Genomic DNA, 18,069 nt, shown 5'->3' with positions numbered 1-18,069 from the left:
TTGACCCGCGCATCCATCCTCTTCCGAACAGCCTTCCTTCCGCATCGATGGACTGCCGGGTCAGGCCCGGCAATGACGGGCCGAGTCACCCAACATGAACACCGCCTTCCTCATCCAGCTCCTGGTCAACGGCCTCGTGGTCGGCACGCTCTATGGCGTGGTCGCGATGTCGTTCGTGCTGATCTACAAGGCGACGCAAGTCGTCAACTTCGCGCAAGGTGAATTGCTGCTGGTCGGCGCCTGGGTGTGCTGGGCCTTGCTTGCGAAATACCAGGTGCCGTTCTGGATCGGCATGCCGATCACGCTGGTGTTCATGTTCGTGTTCGGCATCGCGGTGCAGGTGCTGATCCTGCGGCCGATGATCGGCGAGCCCATCATCTCGGTGATCATGGTGACGATCGGCCTCTCCACCGTGCTGCAGGCGACGCTGAAATGGATGTTCGGCGTCAATCCGCAGCCGTTTCCGCGCGTGTTCGAGAGCCAGTCGGTCGACCTGTTCGGACTGCAGATCCAGACCGTCTACGTCATGAGCCTCGTGGTGTCGGTTGCGATGATGATCGGCATGGCCTGGTTCTTCCGCGCCTCGAAATACGGCCTTGCGATGCGCGCCACCGCGTTCAACCAGCAGGTCGCGCAGTCGCTCGGCATTTCCGTCAAGAGCGTGTTCGCGATGGCCTGGGCGATCTCGGCGACGGTGTCGGCGGTCGCGGGCGTCGTCGTCGCCGTGGTCAATGGCGTGTCCTCGGGCCTTGCTGCCTACGGCATCAAGGTGTTTCCGGCGGCGATCCTCGGCGGGCTGGATTCGGTTGGCGGCGCCGTGCTTGGCGGCATCATCATCGGGCTTTTGGAGAACGTCGCCCAATATGTCGACAGCGAGTATCTGCACTGGGGCAATCTCTACGAGATTGCGCCGTTCTACGTCCTCATCATCGTGCTGATGATCAAGCCCTACGGCCTGTTCGGCACCCACGACATCGAGCGGATCTGACCCATGGCCGGCCCTGCCCTCATCCCCGCTGGTGATTTCCGCACCACTTACGCCGCGGACACCACGATCTTTCCGACCACCACCAGCCGCAACTTCGCAATTCTGGGCGTCGCACTGCTCTGCCTCGCGCCGCAATTCTTCAGCGGCTACTGGCTCAGCATCTTGATCCAGATAGGCATCTTCTCGATCGCGGCGCTCGGCCTCAACATCCTGGTCGGCTTCACCGGCCAGATCTCGATCGGACACGCGGCCTTCTTCCTGCTCGGCGCCTTCACCTCGGCCTACATCTCGAACAACGCGCCGATCCCGGTGTTCTTTGCGATCCCGCTCGCGGGGCTCGTCACCGCGCTGGTCGGACTGGTCTTCGGCATCCCCGCGGCGCGGCTGAAAGGACTCTACCTCGTCATCGCGACGCTCGCCGCACAATACATCCTGCTCGACTTCTTCTCGCGCGCCGAGTGGTTCTCAGGCGGATCGGTGCCGGCAAGCGCCGAGCCGTTCTCGATCTTCGGCTACACGCTGCGGGGCGACCGGCAATATTTCTATGTCGTGCTGGCCTACGTGCTCTTGAGCTACATCCTCGTCACCAACCTGATGCGCACGCGCGATGGCCGCGCGCTGGTGGCGATCCGCGACCATTATCTCTCCGCCGAGATCATGGGCATCAACCTCACCAGGTACCGCACGCTGTCGTTCGGTCTCGCCGCCTTCTTCGCCGGCATCGCGGGCGCGCTCTACGCGCACTATCAGCTCGTGGTCTCCCAGGAAGGCTTCGGCATCGAGCGCTCAATACTGTTCCTGGCCATGATCATCATCGGCGGCACCGGCTCGATCATGGGCACGCTGATGGGCACCGCCTTCGTGGTGCTGCTGCCCGAGGCGATGGAGTTCATCAGCCATCATTTGAAGGGCGGCGCGATCGACAAGGCGCTCTCGCTTAACACCAACATCACCTTTCTGCGCGAGATCGCGATCGGGGTGATCATCATCGCATTCCTGATGTTCGAGCCCGATGGGCTCGCGCATCGCTGGCGACAGATCAAGGCGTATTGGAAACTCTACCCGTTCTCGCATTGAGCACGGCTACTTCACTTAAACGATAACAGGAGGAACCAACCCATGAAGACCAAATCGCTTTTAAGCACCGCGTCGCTCGCATTTGCGATCGCTGGTTTTGCGGCCAGTGCGCAGGCCCAGATCGCCGTCGGCCATCTCGCCGACTACTCCGGTGCGACGTCGGACGTTGGCACGCCCTACGGCCAGGCCGTCGCCGACACCTTTGCCTGGATCAACAAGAACGGCGGTATCGGCGGCAAGCAGGTCAACCTCGATACCAACGACTACGGCTATCAGGTGCCGCGCGCGATCGCGCTCTACAAGAAGTGGTCGGCGCCGGATGGCAAGGTTGCAACGATCATGGGCTGGGGTACCGCCGATACCGAAGCGCTGACCGGCTTTGTCGCGCAGGACAAGATTCCCTATATCTCCGCCTCCTACGCGGCGGCGCTGACCGATCCGGAAGGCGTGAGCGGCAAGGCCAAACCCGCGCCCTACAACTTCTTCTACGGTCCGAGCTATTCGGACGCGATGCGGGCATTGGTGACCTGGGCAGCGGAAGACTGGAAGGCCAAGGGCAAGAGCGGTAAGCCGAAATTCGTCCATATGGGCGGCAATCATCCGTACCCGAACGCGCCGAAGGCCGCCGGCGAGGCGATCGCCAATGAGCTCGGCTTCGAAGTGCTGCCGCCGATCGTGTTCGCGCTGACGCCCGGCGATTACTCCGCGCAATGCCTCAGCCTGAAGAGCTCCGGCGCCAACTACGCCTATCTCGGCAACACCGCAGCCTCGAACATCTCCGTGCTCAAGGCCTGCAAGACCGCCGGCGTGGACGTGCAGTTCCTCGGCAATGTCTGGGGCATGGACGAGAACGCCGCCAAGACCGCGGCTGACGCCGCCGACGGCGTCGTCTTCCCGCTACGCACGGCCGTAACCTGGGGCGGCAACGCGCCAGGCATGAAGACGGTGATGGAAATCTCGAAAATATCGGATGCAAGCGGCAAGGCCTATCGCCCGGTGCACTATATCGCAGGCGTCTGTAGCGCTCTCTACGCCAGGGAAGCGCTCGACTGGGCCGCCAAGAACGGAGGTGCCACCGGTGAGAACGTCGCCAAGGGCTTCTACCAGAAGAAGGACTGGGTGCCGGCCGGCATGGACGGCGTCTGCAATCCCTCGACCTGGACCAACAAGGACCATCGCGGCACCCTCAAGGTCGATCTCTATCGCACCAAGGTCTCCGGTTCGACCAATGCCGACCTGAACGACCTGATGGCCAACGGCACGATCAAGCTCGAGAAGGTCAAGACCGTCGAGCTGCCGCGCAAGCCGGAATGGCTGGGGTGGTGAGCCCGGCTTTCACCACGCGAACACTGTCATCCCTCGCGTTGTGCGCAATTGCGCACCCGGGCGGGGGATCCAGTACGCTGCGGCTTCTCGATGAATCTCAGGCGCCTCTGGAATACTGGGTCGCCCGGTCAAGCCGGGCGACGACAGCGGAGTTTGAAGCATGACCGACACCCTCGAAGCATCCCGCGCCAAGCCAACCGCCGTGGCGTCCGCTCCCCTCCTCGCCGTGCGCAACATCGAGGTCGTCTATGACGATGTGATCCTGGTGCTGCGCGGCCTCAGCCTCGACGTGCCCAAGGGCGCGATCGTGGCGCTGCTCGGGGCCAACGGCGCCGGCAAGTCCACGACGCTCAAGGCGATCTCGGGGCTGCTCAAGACCGAGGACGGCGAGGTGACGCGCGGCGAGATCCTGTTCGAGGGCGAGCGGATCAACGGCATCGATCCCGACAAGATCGTCCGCCGCGGCATCTTCCAGGTGATGGAGGGCCGGCGCATCGTCGCCGACATGACCTCGCTCGAGAATCTCAAGCTCGGCGCCTTCACGCGCCGGGACCGCGAGGTCGATGCCGATCTCGACATGGTCTTCAGCTATTTCCCGCGCTTGAAGGAGCGCACCGGCCTTGCCGGTTATCTCTCCGGTGGTGAGCAGCAAATGCTCGCAATCGGCCGCGCGCTGATGGCGCGCCCGAAGATGATCCTGATGGACGAGCCTTCGATGGGCCTGTCGCCGCTGCTGGTGAAAGAGGTGTTCTCGATCATCCAGAAGATCAACCGCGATCTCGGCGTCACCATCCTGCTGGTCGAGCAGAATGCACGCGCGGCGCTCTCCGTGGCGAGCCACGGCTACATCATGGAACAGGGCAAGGTCGTGCTCGATGGCAGCGCCGACGCATTGCGCGACAATGAGGACGTCAAGGAATTCTACCTCGGCGGCGCCGGCGACCAGCGCAAGAGCTTCAAGAACCTCAAGAGCTTCAAGCGGCGCAAGCGCTGGCTGTGATCCACAAGGAGCCTAGCCGAGCACCTGCTCGGCTTCCGTGACCGCGCAGAGAACATGATAGAACGACGACGCAGGAATGATGTCGATCAGCGATCTGCCGTCGCGATCGAACTGGTCGTACCAGCCGCCCTTGACGGGATGGCTGAGATAATGCCGTTCGAGCCGCACCAACGCCGCGCGCGCCTCGTCCGCCGCACCCGCCTCGCCAGATTCGGCCTGCGCGATCCACGCCTTCGCGATCTCGGTTTGCGGCCACAGCCGGCGCGTGCTGCGGCGGATGTTGCCGCTTGCATCGCCCTCGTCGACGAGGCAGCCCGTTGCCTCGTCACGATAGCGCAGCGAGGTCTCCAGCAATTCCGCACGCCGCTGGCCGGTCGGGCATCCCGTGATGCGTTCAAAATTCTTCAGCAGCCAGACCCATTCCGCCTGGTGGCCCGGCTCGACGCTGACCGGCTCGATCTTCGACCAGTCCTCCTCGAAATACTCGGACAATACGTGCTTCTGCTTGTCGTAGAGGTTGGCGAGGAACAGTGCGAAGAATTCTCCGGCACGGTTCTGGAACGACAGATCATGCGTCGCCTCGAAGCACGCGATCATCGCCTCGAACAGATGCATATGCGGGTTCTGCCGGCGCGGCAGCGAGACCGGAAGGCCTTCGTGAACGCCGCCATGCGGCGAGCGCAGGTGGCCGTCGAGGAAGGCGAGCAGCGCATCGATCTCGGCGCGGACCTGCGCATCCTGGTCGAGCGCATAGACGCTGGCGAGCGCAAACAGGATGAAGGCGTGGTCATAGGCATCGCGCCGGGCATCCAGCACCGATCCGTCCGGCGTCAGCCGGTGCACATAGCCGGGCCGGCCATCGGGCGCTTTCGCTTTGGCCAGCAGGTGCTCCAGCCCCTTCAGCGCAATCGCGCGCCCCTCGGGATACCAGCCCATCTGTGCCGCCTTGGCGTAGCACCAGATCTGGCGGGCCTGCACGAACACGCGCCGGGGCGCGGCCGCATCCGCCGCACCGTCGCGGTGCAGCCTGTCGATGAAGCCGCCCGCGGCGTGATCCCAGCCGACCGTCGACCACAGCGGCAGCGCCGCGTCGATCATACGGCGCTTCAGGCGCGCAACGACGTTCGACGCCTCGTCGGCCGCGATGATTCCTTCGTCCGCCATCGGATCCCTTTCAAGCCTCGCCAATGGCGGTCTGATAGCCATGCCGGTGGCGGCGCGCAACGGATGCCAACACGGAAAGAACAGCCATGACCGCCCATTACGACGCCCGCGAGACGCGTGAGCAGGCCGCGCGCGAGGCCGACCTGTTCGCCCGCCTCCCGGAGGTGCTGCGAGCCGCGATGGCCGCCCCGGCCTATGCCGAGCGGCTCAAAGGCTTAGATCCCGCCGCCGTGACCTCCAGGGCGGCTCTGGCGGATTTGCCGGTGTTGCGCAAGTCGGAACTGCCCGCCCTGCACAAGGCCTCCGCACCCTTCGGAGGCTTCGTGGCGGCGGCGCCTGGCTCGTTCGCCCGTCTCTTCACCTCCCCCGGTCCGATCTTCGAGCCGGAAGGGCGACAAGCCGATCCCTGGCGCGGCGCAAGGGCGCTGTTCGCAGCCGGGTTCCGCCCCGACGACATCGTCCTCAATACCTTCAGCTACCATCTCACCCCCGGGGGATTCATCTTCGATGCGTCGGCGCGGGCGCTAGGGTGCGCGGTGATCCCCGCCGGCCCCGGCAACACAGAGCAGCAGTTCGAGCTGATCGAGGCCTACCGGCCGGTCGGCTACAGCGGCACGCCGGACTTCTTGAAGATCCTGCTCGATGCCGCGGCAAGCTCGGGGCGTGACGTTTCCTCGATCAAGCGCGCGCTGGTCTCGGGCGCTGCGTTCCCGCCCTCGCTGCAGGCCGAGATCAAGGGGCGCGGCATCGATGCCTACCAGGCCTTCGGTACCGCCGATCTCGGCCTCATCGCCTTCGAGACCGAGGCACGCGAAGGCATGGTCGTGAACGAGGATCTGATCCTGGAGATCGTCAAGCCCGGCACGGGCGATCCGGTCGCACCAGGTGACGTCGGCGAGATTGTCGTGACTTCGCTCGACCCGCACCATCCCTGGATCCGGCTCGCGCTCGGCGACCTCACCGCAGCCTTGCCCGGCACGAGCCCGTGCGGGCGCACCAACATGCGCATCAAAGGCTGGATGGGCCGCGCCGACCAGACCACCAAGATCAAGGGCATGTTCGTCCGTCCCGAGCAGATCGCCGAGATCGGCAAGCGCCACGCGGGGCTCGGAAGACTTCGCCTCGTCGTCACGCGCCAAGGCGAGACCGACGCCATGACGTTGAGAGCGGAAGCCACGACTGCTGGCGACTCGCTCCGCGACGACATCGCGGCCAGCTTGCGCGCGATAACGAAGCTCGGAGGAGCCGTCGAGCTGGTCGGTCCGGGCACGCTGCCGAATGACGGTAAGGTCATCGTCGACGAGCGCTAACCTCAGCTCGATTTCGACAGCAGGTCATTGCCGGGGCTGAGCACATCCTCCGCGAATGCGGGAGCGCGGAACGAGCTCGCGGCGCGACGAAGATGACGAGCGTAGAGCCCGACCCTCGGGCCATGGCTGCGATGCCGCCGGGCGCAGGAACCTTGCATCGTCCGGGCTGCTCCCGTATTACCAGACGCTGCGATATGGCCGGAATCGGCCCTTTCTGGACCCCAAAACGTGCTTGACCGAACCCTCGTCACGATCGCCGAGACGGAGACCATTGAGGAAGCCTTCCGGCGCCTGAACGCGAACATGCTCGGCATCCTGTTCGCGCAGGACGCGAGCGGGCGAATCGTCGGCGCCGTGACGGACGGCGACATCCGCAGGCGCATGCTGACCGGTATCACGATCCAGGACCGGGTTGGGTCCTGCATCAACCGCAAATTCGTCTGGGCACCGACCGGCGGGCCACGCGAGCAGATCCTCAAGCTGCTCGACCAGCGCGTCCACGTGGTGCCGATCCTGGATGGCGAGGGACGGCTGGTCGACGTGTTCAGCCGCGAACTGTTCAACCTGTCGGAAGAGAGCGAGGTGTTCGCGCGCGCCCGCTCGCCGGTGCGGATCAGCTTCTCCGGCGGCGGCACCGATCTGACGCATTACTTCGTGGCGAATGACGGCGGCGCGGTCATCAGCGCCACGATCAAGATGTACGCTCACGCGACGTTGCGGCGCCGGAGCGATCCCAGCATCCGGATCTACTCGCACGACTTCCGCCGCACGGTCGAAGCCGGTAACCTCGCAGAGCTCGGAACGGGCGGAGATCTCGCACTGATCAAGTCGGTCGTGCGCCTGATCAAGCCGACTTACGGCTTCGAGCTCGAACTGTCCGCCGACTTCCCGGTCGGTTCCGGCCTCGGCGGCTCCGCGGTGGTTTCGTCGGCGATCATCGGCTGCTTCAACGAATTTCGCAGCGACCAGTGGGACCGCCACGAGATCGCAGAGATGGCCTTCCAGGCCGAGCGGCTGATGCTCAACATCCCCGGCGGCTGGCAGGATCAGTACGCCACCGTGTTCGGCGGATTCAATCACATGGAATTCTTCTCCGACCAGAACACCATCGTGCCGCTTCGCCTCGATCCCAACATCATCGCCGAGCTCGAGGAGAGCCTGGTGCTCTGCTACGTCGGCTCGGGGCGCGATTCCGGCGCCATTCATCGCGACCAGAAGGCTCAGCACGAGACCAGCGACGCGGTGGCCGCGGCTGCCAAGCAGAAGGAAGTGACGCGCGACATCAGGCGGCATCTGCTGCGCGGTCAACTGCTGGAATGCGGCCGGCTGATCGACGAGGCCTGGCACGCCAAGCGGAAGCTGAGCTCCAAGATCTCGTCGGACGCGATCGACGCGATCTATGATTTTGCCAAGCAGCATGGCGCGGTCGGCGGCAAGTTGCTTGGGGCCGGGGGCGGCGGTTACTTCATGTTCTTCGTCCGTCCGTTCGAACGCTACCAGCTGATCGCGGCGCTGGAACAGCAGGGGCACAGCTGTTCGCGCATCATGTTCGAGGAGAACGGGCTGCGGACGTGGAAATCGCGTGTTCCCGCCCAGCTAGCCTGACGCATATGAGACGAGAATGTTGATGACATCGCCCAAACAGCCTGCTCCGGTCCGCATCGGCAACCGTCTTCTGGGCGATGGCGAACCCTGCTACGTCATCGCCGAGATCGGCAACAACCATAATGGCGATTTCGACCGCGCCATTGCGCTGGTCGATGCCGCGGTCGCGGCCGGAGCCGATTGCGCCAAATTCCAGATGCGCAAGCTCGACGAGGTCTATCGCGCCTCGAGCCTGTCCGGGAAAGACGACGACCTCGCCGTCGAATATACGCTCGATCTTCTGCGCCGCTTCGAGCTGCCGACTGCACAGCAGAAGAAGATCGCCGAATATTGCGCAGCCAAGGGCATCGAGTACCTCTGCACGCCCTGGGACGCCAAGAGCGTCGCCGTGCTCGAAAGCTTCGGCGTCGAGGCCTACAAGGTCGCCTCGGCCGACCTCACCAATTTGCCGCTGCTCGCCCGCCTCACCGCCACCGGCAAGACGCTGATCGTCTCGACCGGCATGAGCACGACGGACGAGATCAAGGCCGCGGCGAAGTTCCTCGACGACCGCAATGCCAGCTACGTGCTGCTGCATTGCCAGAGCACCTATCCGGCCGCGCTCCACAACATCCATTTGCGTTTCATGGAAACGCTGCGCGAGATCCATCCGGTCGTCGGCTATTCCGGCCACGAGCGCGGCATTGCCGTTTCGACGGCCGCCGTCGCGCTGGGCGCCGTCGTCATCGAGCGCCACATCACGCTCGATCGCGAGATGGAAGGTCCCGACCATGCCGCAAGTCTCGAGCCGGAGGAATTCAAGGCGCTCGTCTCCGGCATTCGCGAGGTGGAAGCGGCCCGCGGCGAGAAGCTGGCCGAGCGCGCGCTGAGTCAGGGTGAGCTGATCAACCGCGAAAACCTCGCCAAGAGCCTGGTGGCCGCGCGCGACCTGTCGGCCGGCATCGTGATCTCCGAAAGCGATATTGCCGTGAAGAGCCCGGGACAGGGCCTGTCGCCGCTGAAGATGCCGGCGCTGCTCGGCCGCAAGCTGACGCGAACGATGGCGGCGGACGACTATTTCTTCCAGAGCGACATCAATGAGGGCGCCGCGAAGGCGCGGCGCTACCGGTTCGACCGCCCGTGGGGCGTGCCGGTGCGCTATCACGATACCGAACGCTTCCTGGAGATCTGCGAGCCCGACATCATCGAATTCCATCTCAGCTACAGCGACATGGAGCGCGATCCTGCGGCCTATCTGTCGGGCACCTATGATCTCGGTTTCGTCGTGCATGCGCCGGAGCTGTTTGCCGGCTCCAAGCTGATGGACCTTGCAACGCCCGACGAGGCGCTGCGGCGCTACTCGCTGGAGCAGACGCAGGCGGTGATCGACATCACCCGCGGCCTGAAGAAGTTCTTCCCCAAGACCAAGCGCCCGCCCATCGTCGCCAATATCGGCGGCTTCACCATGGACGAGCCGCTGCCGCCGGAAGAGAAAGCCGAGCGCTACCGCATCTTTGCGCAGAGCTTGACCGAGCTCGACATGGACGGCGTCGAGCTGACGCCGCAGACCATGGCGCCATTCCCCTGGCATTTCGGCGGCCAGCGCCACCAGAACATCTTCATCTTCCCGGAGGAATCGGCCGCGTTCTGCGCCAAGCATGGTTTGCGCATGTGCGTCGATATCTCCCACACCAAGCTCGCCGCCAATCATTTCGGCTTCGACTTCGCGCAAGGCCTCGCCCAGCTCGGGCCGCACACCGCGCATCTGCATTTCGGCGACGCCAAGGGCCTCGATGGCGAAGGTCTCCAGATCGGCGAAGGCGAGATCGATTTCGACGAGATCGGACAGGTGCTGCGCAAGCATGCACCGACGGCCTCGTTCATTCCCGAAATATGGCAGGGCCACAAGAACATGGGCGAAGGCTTCTGGACCGCGCTCGAGCGTCTGGAGGGACACATCTGATGGCGCGCAAGACGCTGGCTGTGATCGCCGCGCGCGGCGGCTCCAAGGGCATCCCGCACAAGAACCTGCTCGATCTCTGCGGCAAGCCCCTGATCGCCTGGACGGTCGAACAGGCTCGCGCGGCGCGCGGCGTCGACGTGGTGGCGGTCTCGTCGGACAGCGAGGCGATCCTCGCCGCGGCCGAGGCCGCCGGCGCGGTCGGCGTGCGGCGCCCGGACGACATTTCGGGCGACCTCGCCTCCTCCGAATCCGCCTGGCTGCATGCCCTCGATGCGACCGAGGCGCGACTGGGCCGGTTCGAGCGCGTGGTCGCGCTTCAGGCCACATCGCCGATCCGTGAGCCCAGCGACATCGAGAACGCGCTTGGGACCTTCGATCGCGACCATCTCGACAGCCTGCTGTCCGTCTGCGAGGTCGAGGACTACTTCAACTGGCGGATCGGCGCGAACGGCCCGGAGCCGATCAATTACGACTATCGCAACCGCCGCATGCGCCAGCAGATCGAGAAGCGCTACCTCGAGAACGGCTCGTTCTACGTCCTGATCCCATCCCTCCTGCGCGAGCAGAACAATCGTCTCGGCGGCAAGATCGGCTTCCACGTCATGGATCGTCACAAGATGTTCCAGATCGACCGCCCCGAGGACGTCAAGCTTTGCGCCGCCATCATGCGCAGTTACGGCTATGCCTGATCTCAGCGCCTTCTCGCTCGCAGGCAAGATCGCGGTGGTCACCGGCGCCTCGCGCGGCATTGGCGCGGCGATTGCGAGCGGCCTCAAGAATGCCGGAGCCACCGTGTTCGGCCTCAGCCGGTCCGGAATCGCGCCGCAGGGCGTCACCGCCATTGCCTGCGATCTCTCCGACGACAGCGCGATCGAAGGCGCATTCCGCAGCATCGCGGCAAAAGGCGATCGCATCGACGCACTCGTGAATGCCGCAGGCATCAGTCTTCCGGCCGAAGGCGGCGAAAGCGAGCTCGCGCGCTTCCGCGCCACGGTCGCAACCGATCTCACCGGCGTCTACGCCACCATCCTCGCCGCCTATCCGCTCCTGAAGAACGCGGGCTCGGCGGCGATCGTCAACGTCACCAGCATCAATTCTGTGCGCGGCTTCCCCGGCAATCCCGGCTACGTCGCGGCAAAGGCGGGGCTTGCCGGGCTGACGCGCGCACTCGCCGCCGACTACGCACCGGACGGCATCCGCGTCAACGCACTTGCGCCGGGCTACGTCGCGACCGAGATGACCGCGAAGAGCTATGCCGACCCCGTCATGCACGAGGATCGGCGCCGCCACACCATGCTCGGCCGCTGGGGGCAACCCGCCGACATGGTGGGTGCCGCCGTCTTTCTCGCGTCGGAAGCCTCCGCCTATGTGACCGGCCAGGAAATCTTTGTCGACGGCGGCTGGACCGCCAAGGGCCTCGCCATTAGTTCGGATAGCACATCGTGACCGCAACGCTCGACCGCATCGGCTTCATGCAGGGACGCCTGTCGGCCCTGGTCGACGGCAAGATCCAGGCGTTCCCGTGGAACGAATGGCAGGAGGAATTTCCCCGCGCCAAGGCGCTCGGCTTGAGGCGGATGGAATGGACCATCGATCAGGAACGGCTGCGCGAAAACCCGCTGATGACCGAGCCGGGACAACAGGAGATTCTGACGCTGGCACGCGAGAACGGCGTGCGCATCCCGAGCCTGACCGGCGATTGCTTCATGCAGGCGCCGTTCTGGAAGGTCGATGCCGTCGTGCGCGATGCTCTCGTCAACGATCTCGATCTCCTGATTGCCGCCTGCAGCCGCATCGGCATCGCGTTCATCGTGATCCCGCTGGTCGACAACGGCAAGATCGAGCGCGAGAGCGAGAGCGACACACTCAAGCGGGTGCTGATCGCCCGCCGCGAGCAGCTCATAAGACAAAACGTCAAGATCGTCTTCGAGTCCGATCTGCCACCGCGCGACCTCGCCCGCTTCATGGAGGCGTTTCCGGCGGAGGTCTTCGGCATCAATTACGACAGCGGCAACAGCGCCTCGCTGGGCTACGACAGCGCCGAGGAGATCGAGGCCTACGCGCCCCGCATTCTCAACGTCCATGTGAAGGACCGCGTGCGCGGCGGCACCACCGTGCCGCTCGGCACCGGCAACGCTGATCTCGCCAAGACGATCCGGCTGATCGAGCGCTCCGGCTATCGGGGACAATACATCCTGCAAACCGCGCGGGCCGGCGACGGCGATCACGCCGGCGCGCTGGCGACATATCGCGACATGACGGTTCGCTGGATCGAGGATGCCGCGCGATGAAGCTCGAGCTGGATGATCGCGTCGCGCTCGTCACCGGCGCCAGCCGCGGCATCGGGCTCGCGATCGCGACGACGCTCGCCGCCGAAGGCGCCAGAGTCGCGCTCGCGGCCCGCGGCGCAGATGCGCTCGATGCCGCGCGGGCTACGGTCGGCGGCAGCACGTCGGTCCACGTGGCCGATGTCACCGATCCGGCTGCCGCAGCGAGGCTGCTGCACGAGGTCGAACGGCAGTGGGGGCGCCTCGACATTCTCGTCTGCAACGTCGGCAGCGGTGCTTCCGTGCCGCCCGGGCAGGAGAATGCAGCGGAATGGTCGCGGGTGATGGACCTCAATCTCTTCGCCGCGACCAACATGATCGAGGCTGCACGGCCGCTGATGGCGTGCGGCAGCGGCGACCGGTCGATCGTCTGCATCTCCTCGATCGCCGGCATGGCGGCGCTGGGCGCGCCCGTCACCTACTATGCCGCGAAGGCGGCGCTGAACGCCACCGTGCGCGGGCTGGCACGCCCGCTGGCGCTCGAGGGCATCCGCATCAATGCGGTCGCGCCCGGCAACATCCTCGCCGCCGAGGGCACCTGGGCGCGCAAGCTCGCCGAGAACAGGGCCGCGGTCGAGGACATGCTTGTTCGCGAGGTGGCGCTGCGCCGGCTGGGGAAGCCGGAAGAGGTCGCCGACCTCGTCACATTCCTCGCCTCGCCGCGCGCGGCGTTCATTACCGGCAGCGTCATGGTCGCCGACGGCGGCCAATTGCGCAGCTGAACAGGAGCTCCCGATGCCAAGCCCGTCCTCACGCTATGACCTGACCGGCCGCACCGCTCTCGTGACCGGTGCAGGCGGCCTGCTCGGCCGGCAGCATGTCGCCGCGCTCTCCGAGGCCGGCGCGCGCGTCGTCGTCACCGACGTCGGACTTGCGCAGGCCGAAGCCGCCGTTGCCGCACTCAAGCAGAATGCGCCGTCTGCCGACCTGATCGCGCTTGCGATCGACGTCACCACACTCGATTCGGTGCGCGCTGCGCACGAGCAGCTTTCCGGCCGCGGCGTCTCCGTCGACATCCTCGTCAACAACGCGGCCATCGATCCCAAGGTGACCTCCGCACCCGGCGTGATGCATTCCTCCCGCTTCGAGGCGTTTCCGGTGCCGCAATGGCAGACCGAGATCGCCGTGGGCCTGACCGGCGCGATGCTGTGCGCTCAGGTGTTCGGCGGTGCAATGGCATCGCGTGGCCGCGGCGTGATCCTCAACATCGCCTCCGATCTCGGCGTGATCGCGCCGGACCAGCGGCTCTATCGCCAACCGCAGGTGACGCGCGAGGAGGAACAGCCGGTGAAGCCGGTGACCTACTCCGTGATCAAGCACGGGTTGATCGGACTGACGAAATATCTGGCGACGTACTGGGCCGATCACGGCGTCCGCGTCAACGCGATCTCGCCGGGCGGGGTCTTCAACAACCAGGATCCGGCCTTCGTCGAGCGACTGACGCGCCTGATCCCGATGGGCCGCATGGCAGATGTCGACGAGTACCGCGCCGCGGTGCAGTTCCTGTGCTCGGATGCCTCGAGCTACATGACCGGGCAGAACCTGGTGATGGACGGAGGAAGGAGCGTCTGGTAGCGCGGCGCGCCGCCCACGACGAGAGCGACACCGCTCTGCGCTGCTCGCCGGAACGTAGCTCCTAAACATTGGAAACCGCAGAGCGGCGAAACAAGCGAGTTTTGTCGGCGAGCACCCACGGGAGAATGGGACGGCCCAACCTCTGCCAACGCTCCTCCAGAATGATCGCGGCGAACAGCGCGGCAATTTTGATCCAATATGTCGGCGTCGTCACAAAGTTCAGCATGCCCCCGATGTACATGACGTAGAAGCCATACAGCACATAGAATGACAGCACCGCCGTCAGATATCGCTCGGCAACGATTGAGCGGATCATGATCGCGGAAATGAGCGCCGTGAGCCAGCCGGCTCCCAGCAGAAAGAACCAGCTCAAATAGGGACCAAACAGCTCGAAGAAGATTTCAGGAAATCCACCTGCGAATTGAAACCCGCCCGTGATGTGCTCCGTCGTCCGTGGCTCACCGATCGTTTCGGACATCAGGAACTGCGGTGTCGTGTTTCGCCCCGCAACGATGGGACGCCCGAACAGAGCATCGAAGGCACGGCGTGCATCCCAATCTCCGTTGACCAGAACGCGCTGATAGGACGTCCATCCTATCTCTGACGGCTGCACGAGCGCGCGCTCTAAAAAAACGCCTCGCGCGGCCTCTCCTTCGTATCCTCTGACTCTGGTCAGATTCCAGTAGAGCGCGAATGCAATCATCGCGACCGTCGCCGCTATGATGCCGGTGCCCGCCAGCACGATGCGGCGATCGGCGATCCGAGGCAGCAAGCTGAACGAACGTCCGCCTGCAAAGCCTCGCGCCCGAACGAGCAAAGCCGCCGAGAACGGTATGATAAAGAATGCACAATATCGGTAGAAGGGCGAGAAGCGCCCGCCTACGAGAAACATGTAGAAGATCATCGCGGCCAGCAAGACCAGAAAACGATAATCGTATCGCCGCCGTCGCAACCACTCGGCGAAGAACATGGTCCCCCACCAGAAGCAGACCATGTCGCCTCGCTCGATCACAAAGCGATGAAGAAAATTGGCCTGCTCGTTGAAGGTCCAACGCTCGATCTGGGCGAACAGTGGAATGACGCCCCCCTGGATCAGAGCGCCGAAAAGCAGGATCAAGAAAAGGACCGACGCGTAGAATGTGACGTCCGACAGGGTCAGTTGAGATCGGCTCGGATGCGGTTCGGGAACTGGAGCCGACCGCGCCCAATCATCCAGCGCCCGCGCATTGAAGACCCAGAGGAAGGGAAGAAGCGTTAGAAAATAGGCAATCGACTGGAACACAGTCATGACGCCGGGACCAATGAACATCTGAAGCTGGGACGAAAAGATGGGCCCCGAGAGATCGATGTAGAGGGAGGAGATCGTTCGCCACGCGAAGGTAAACAAAAGAAAGGCGAGGCACAGGAAGATTGTCGATCTGAAGCGCAACAACCAAACGATGAAGAGCAGTATCGAGACACCAGCCAAAAGGGTCATCGCCAGCTCTACCCGACGCGGGCCGATCGCTTCAGAAGGAAAGTCAAAAGGCCAATGAAAAGGATGATGCCCAAGCCCGCCAGAATGGCTCTTTGCACGAGATTGACCTCCCTGGGGCCTTCCGTCACAGGAGATGATCCATCCTGCAGCCCTGTCATCCTCACGGTGCGCTCGCTATAGGTCAGTAACGCAATGCGCGTTTCGACGTTGAGAAGTCCATCGACTGCCCCCCCGGGGCTCGCCATCAAGGGGGGTGTGCCATCCGGCCGAGCCGGCGTAATGTACATGTCGCCCTTCTTGAGAGAATCGCTCAGGCGTGTCCTTGCATCTTGAAGACTATCGCGCACGGAACGCAACAATTCCATTCTCGGTTCAAGCAATTTCTGATGAGCGGCCTGGATCGCGGCAACGCCCTGTTGAAGCAGGATTAGCGCCTCCTCCTTCGAGGCGGAACTTGCCTCCAGACGAATGATGGAATCGTCTATGACGATCCCGCGCAAGGAGGCTCCGGCGAAGGCCCCTCGGCGGTCGTGAAGTGCCTTGCGAGCATCGGCAAGTACATTGTCTTGGAACTGAATCCCTCCGATCCGCGTCACCAGTTCACGGGCACTCTCTACGCGTTCAACGGCCGCCGCAGACCGGCCGAGAATGCCTTCAAGGCTGGGCATCGTACCAAGTGCAATCGTCGCGCTTGCAGTCCAGGATTCCACCTTTCGGCCGACGTCCAGGGAACCGAGAGCAGCCAACAACATGACTCCGATAGCGAGCGAAAGAACCCAATGCCTCCGTACTGTCCGGATAGCGACATCGGACCACCTCGCAAGCTGCGGACGAATTGAAGCTTGCGGCGCACGCTCGATCATTGGCATGTACTCTTGTCCCGGACACGATATGAACAGAAAGCTCCATACCGTGAATGGGGCGCCCGGTCGATATCATACTGGTCAATCTATGGTTGATCAATCAGCTCTGCGCCGAACACTCGAGGAGCCATTGTGGCCCTGGCCGCCCTCGGTCTGTCTTGCCGTCTGATCCACCAAGGCCACCCGCGACTTTCGTCAGGCTCAAGCCTTGGTCGCCCAAGCGGCCGCTGGACATGAGGCCGCTCTGCTACCGGAAACGAGTGCCGCCATCTCTGCGCTCGATCCTTGCATTGGGGCTGCGGCTCCCGTATGACCGAAACTCGCTATGTGAGTTGGTACCTGCCTCAAACAGGCAGAACATCGGCCTTTCCTGGACCTACACCGTGCTTCAAGGACCGCTCGTCAGCATCACTCCGATCGTGGCCGTTCCAGCGAGGAAATGCTGACGTGCGCTGGCAAACAAAGGCGCGGGCGTTCTCCGTATTGTCGAACATTCCCTGGGGCGAAGACCTGCATTACGCCCTGCAGCGCTACGTCACACGACGGCTGCCGCGCCCTGAACGACAGGTCAGGTCCATCTATACACTTGCGCAGCGGCTGCTGAGCGTCCACGACAGGTACAGCATCCGACCGTTACGGGATTCGACTTTTTACGAGTTCGGCGCCGGGCGGGATCTGATCATTCCTCTCGCCTTCAGTGCACATGGGTCGCGGCGCTTCATCACCGTCGACATCGAGCGCTTGGCCAAGCTGGAACTGATCCGCTCCAACGCAGCCGTGATTTCTCGCCTGAGCGGGACCGACCACCCCGACTTGAAGTCCCTAGAGGACCTCGAACGTTACTGGCACATCGACTACCGCGCACCGGCCGATGCCCGAACGACAGGCCTGCCAGCCGGTTCGATTGACTGCGCGGTCTCGGTCGAAACACTCGAGCACATTCCCAAGAGCGACATCGCAGCGATCCTGAAGGAGTTGCGACGCATCATGCGCCCTGACGGGCTCATCCTCATGCAAATCGACTACGGCGACCACTTCAAAGGCTTCGATCCGTCCATCAGCTCATTCAATTTCCTGACCTATTCCGACGAGGATTGGGCGCCGTTCCAGTCTCGCTTCCAATATGTCAATCGTTTGCGCCACAGCGAATATCTGCAGCTGTTCAGAGAGGCCGGGTTTGAACTGCTCAGCGACCAACCAGACCGCCGGCCACCGGAGCAGCAGATCCTGGAACGGTTGGCACCGCGCTTTCGAAATTTCTCTCCGGAGGATCTGTTCACGCTCGGCTCCCTGATCGTTGGCCGCCCAGCCGACCTGCCGAACGGAAATTGATGATCCGCCGATTCTCGGCTGCAACGACGGCCCCGATCCTAGAGATCTCGCGATGTCGACGGACTACATTTTTCCTGACCTTG

16 protein-coding genes are annotated in these 18,069 nt (G+C 63.8%); 13 read left to right on the top strand and 3 right to left on the bottom strand.

What is annotated here, in order from left to right:
* Positions 1 to 94 precede the first annotated feature (94 nt).
* From ABIA45_RS02380 to ABIA45_RS02365, 4 genes are all read left to right on the top strand, one after another.
* Entirely contained in the window at positions 95 to 988 is an 894-nt protein-coding gene (locus tag ABIA45_RS02380) for a branched-chain amino acid ABC transporter permease (RefSeq protein ID WP_036029874.1), read from the top strand.
* A gap of 3 nt (positions 989 to 991) precedes the next feature.
* Complete coding sequence (locus ABIA45_RS02375; RefSeq protein ID WP_157285543.1) at positions 992 to 2,065, top strand: branched-chain amino acid ABC transporter permease; 1,074 nt, start codon at positions 992 to 994, stop codon at positions 2,063 to 2,065.
* A gap of 42 nt (positions 2,066 to 2,107) precedes the next feature.
* The gene (locus ABIA45_RS02370; protein ID WP_036015698.1) at positions 2,108 to 3,391 is read left to right on the top strand and encodes an ABC transporter substrate-binding protein; all 1,284 of its coding nucleotides are present in this window, start codon (positions 2,108 to 2,110) and stop codon (positions 3,389 to 3,391) included.
* 160 nt (positions 3,392 to 3,551) lie between these two features.
* On the top strand, positions 3,552 to 4,391 hold the full coding sequence (locus ABIA45_RS02365) for an ABC transporter ATP-binding protein (protein ID WP_036043328.1): 840 nt from the start codon (positions 3,552 to 3,554) through the stop codon (positions 4,389 to 4,391).
* Between the two features lie 12 nt (positions 4,392 to 4,403).
* Here the strand turns inward: ABIA45_RS02365 and ABIA45_RS02360 are convergent, their stop codons facing one another.
* Positions 4,404 to 5,555, bottom strand: coding sequence for an AGE family epimerase/isomerase (locus ABIA45_RS02360; RefSeq protein ID WP_157285545.1), 1,152 nt, complete (start codon positions 5,553 to 5,555; stop codon positions 4,404 to 4,406).
* Positions 5,556 to 5,641: 86 nt separating this feature from the next.
* On the opposite strand from ABIA45_RS02360, the gene ABIA45_RS02355 reads away from it, so the two are divergent.
* The 8 genes from ABIA45_RS02355 to ABIA45_RS02320 all read left to right on the top strand — a co-directional run bounded on the left by ABIA45_RS02355 (position 5,642) and on the right by ABIA45_RS02320 (position 14,314).
* Positions 5,642 to 6,865, top strand: coding sequence for a phenylacetate--CoA ligase family protein (locus ABIA45_RS02355; RefSeq protein WP_404539569.1), 1,224 nt, complete (start codon positions 5,642 to 5,644; stop codon positions 6,863 to 6,865).
* 228 nt (positions 6,866 to 7,093) lie between these two features.
* Positions 7,094 to 8,470 (top strand): CBS domain-containing protein, encoded by a 1,377-nt coding sequence (locus ABIA45_RS02350; RefSeq protein WP_271537350.1) that lies wholly within the window; start codon positions 7,094 to 7,096, stop codon positions 8,468 to 8,470.
* Between the two features lie 22 nt (positions 8,471 to 8,492).
* Entirely contained in the window at positions 8,493 to 10,412 is a 1,920-nt protein-coding gene (locus tag ABIA45_RS02345; RefSeq protein WP_271537348.1) for an N-acetylneuraminate synthase family protein, read from the top strand.
* Positions 10,412 to 11,101 (top strand): acylneuraminate cytidylyltransferase family protein, encoded by a 690-nt coding sequence (locus ABIA45_RS02340; RefSeq protein ID WP_271537346.1) that lies wholly within the window; start codon positions 10,412 to 10,414, stop codon positions 11,099 to 11,101. Before ABIA45_RS02345 ends, ABIA45_RS02340 begins: the two co-directional genes overlap by 1 nt.
* Positions 11,094 to 11,858, top strand: a complete 765-nt coding sequence (locus ABIA45_RS02335) for an SDR family oxidoreductase (protein WP_271537344.1) — start codon at positions 11,094 to 11,096, stop codon at positions 11,856 to 11,858. Before ABIA45_RS02340 ends, ABIA45_RS02335 begins: the two co-directional genes overlap by 8 nt.
* The gene (locus ABIA45_RS02330) at positions 11,855 to 12,703 is read left to right on the top strand and encodes a sugar phosphate isomerase/epimerase (RefSeq protein ID WP_271537342.1); all 849 of its coding nucleotides are present in this window, start codon (positions 11,855 to 11,857) and stop codon (positions 12,701 to 12,703) included. The genes ABIA45_RS02335 and ABIA45_RS02330 overlap by 4 nt, the downstream gene beginning before the upstream one ends.
* Positions 12,700 to 13,461, top strand: a complete 762-nt coding sequence (locus ABIA45_RS02325; RefSeq protein ID WP_404651001.1) for an SDR family NAD(P)-dependent oxidoreductase — start codon at positions 12,700 to 12,702, stop codon at positions 13,459 to 13,461. Before ABIA45_RS02330 ends, ABIA45_RS02325 begins: the two co-directional genes overlap by 4 nt.
* Positions 13,462 to 13,474: 13 nt before the next feature.
* Positions 13,475 to 14,314 (top strand): SDR family oxidoreductase, encoded by an 840-nt coding sequence (locus ABIA45_RS02320; RefSeq protein ID WP_271537338.1) that lies wholly within the window; start codon positions 13,475 to 13,477, stop codon positions 14,312 to 14,314.
* Positions 14,315 to 14,375: 61 nt separating this feature from the next.
* Here ABIA45_RS02320 and ABIA45_RS02315 read toward each other — a convergent pair whose 3' ends face one another.
* Positions 14,376 to 15,791: a DUF6418 domain-containing protein gene (locus ABIA45_RS02315; protein ID WP_404651000.1), complete on the bottom strand. Its 1,416-nt coding sequence runs from the start codon at positions 15,789 to 15,791 to the stop codon at positions 14,376 to 14,378.
* A gap of 8 nt (positions 15,792 to 15,799) precedes the next feature.
* Positions 15,800 to 16,654, bottom strand: a complete 855-nt coding sequence (locus tag ABIA45_RS02310; RefSeq protein WP_404650999.1) for a hypothetical protein — start codon at positions 16,652 to 16,654, stop codon at positions 15,800 to 15,802.
* Positions 16,655 to 17,101: 447 nt separating this feature from the next.
* Between ABIA45_RS02310 and ABIA45_RS02305 the strand changes: the two genes are divergently transcribed.
* Positions 17,102 to 17,986, top strand: a complete 885-nt coding sequence (locus tag ABIA45_RS02305) for a class I SAM-dependent methyltransferase (protein ID WP_404650998.1) — start codon at positions 17,102 to 17,104, stop codon at positions 17,984 to 17,986.
* Positions 17,987 to 18,069 lie beyond the last annotated feature (83 nt).

This window comes from Bradyrhizobium sp. USDA 336, from assembly GCF_044908355.1.
GTDB classification, from domain to species: Bacteria; Pseudomonadota; Alphaproteobacteria; order Rhizobiales; family Xanthobacteraceae; genus Bradyrhizobium; species Bradyrhizobium yuanmingense.
This window is presented reverse-complemented; position numbering and strand designations above follow the sequence as displayed.